Source organism: Arcanobacterium bovis, from assembly GCF_004331995.1.
Classification (GTDB): domain Bacteria; phylum Actinomycetota; class Actinomycetes; order Actinomycetales; family Actinomycetaceae; genus Arcanobacterium_A; species Arcanobacterium_A bovis.
Map to the genome: position 1 here is coordinate 1 of NZ_SJDT01000018.1, position 977 is coordinate 977.

A 977-nucleotide genomic window follows, 5' to 3' on the forward strand; every position below is an offset into this window, starting at 1 on the left:
CTTGGCACCGGCGTCGGCATGGTGATCGGACTACGCCGTTTCGGTTTCGTCGTGAAGGGCTGATGAATAATGAACGTTTTGACTCAAGCTCTTGACCTGATTGCCAAATTCGTTATTCTTGGCGGTGCTCTTTACGGTCTTTTCGGTGTGATTACTCTTGCTGGCGGATTGAAAGATCATAACGGACAGCAACAATCCACTGGTTTATGGCAACTGGCTGGTGGGGCAATGATCATTGCAGCGGCGGCACTGTTTAAGACGATCGCTATATAGGTGCTCTCATGGCTTTGGAAGTCAAGGTTTTCAAAGAAATCAAAGAATACCGAGCAAAAGTACTTTTTGGTATGTCGTGGCGACAATTTTTCACCACTATTGTGACGATCCCACTCATTGCAGGTGCCTATTTCCTGGCATTTGTTACTGCTGGTGAAAATACCGGCATTTTAGCGGTGATGCTTGTTTCCATTCCTGGTTTTGCTTTTGGTTGGCTGCGCCCAATGGGTATTGATTTTGAAAAGTACGTGGGTTTTTGGTGGAGGCATTTCCTTGGCACGAAGCACTACACGTATCGAGGCATTGATCCACTGGCGGTAGTGGGCAGAGGAGAAAATAATGGTGGGGAAGCAAAAGAAGAAACACGGCGATCACGCAAAACACGTATTGCCTTCGAGCAAGCAAACTAAATCCCGGCTTTCGCGTGGTAAAGGATCGGTACAAGATCAGATCCATTATGAGGCACTGGCAGAGTCCGGATTGTGTCACCTGGGCGGTAAGCAATACTCGGTCACGTTACAGCTATCGGATATTGATTACGTACTCGCACCTGAAGACACCCAAGAAGGGCTGATTGAGAAGTATGCGCGTTTTCTTAACTCACATCTTGCAGGTCAGCATGTGCAAATCTTGATCGTTAATAAAGTGGTTGATCCTGACCGTTTAGCTAGGGATGTGAAACTTGCTCCGCGTGGGGACGGTTA

At 47.5% G+C, this 977-nt stretch carries 2 protein-coding genes and 1 pseudogene; all 3 read left to right on the forward strand.

Features of this window, described 5'->3' with window-relative positions:
- Positions 1–69: 69 nt before the first annotated feature.
- The gene (locus tag EZJ44_RS08575) at positions 70–273 is read left to right on the forward strand and encodes a hypothetical protein (RefSeq protein WP_131282573.1); all 204 of its coding nucleotides are present in this window, start codon (positions 70–72) and stop codon (positions 271–273) included.
- A gap of 8 nt (positions 274–281) precedes the next feature.
- Complete coding sequence (locus EZJ44_RS08580) at positions 282–683, forward strand: PrgI family protein (RefSeq protein ID WP_131282576.1); 402 nt, start codon at positions 282–284, stop codon at positions 681–683.
- A pseudogene (locus EZJ44_RS08585) lies at positions 613–977 on the forward strand (VirB4-like conjugal transfer ATPase, CD1110 family); the annotation flags it as partial. The gene EZJ44_RS08580 and the pseudogene EZJ44_RS08585, both read left to right, overlap by 71 nt.

What these genes read in the sequence shown, in the direction of transcription:
- EZJ44_RS08575 (WP_131282573.1), top strand. Translation starts at nt 70, where the DNA reads ATGAACGTTTTGACTCAAGCTCTTGACCTGATTGCCAAATTCGTTATT.
- EZJ44_RS08580 (WP_131282576.1), top strand. Translation starts at nt 282, where the DNA reads ATGGCTTTGGAAGTCAAGGTTTTCAAAGAAATCAAAGAATACCGAGCA.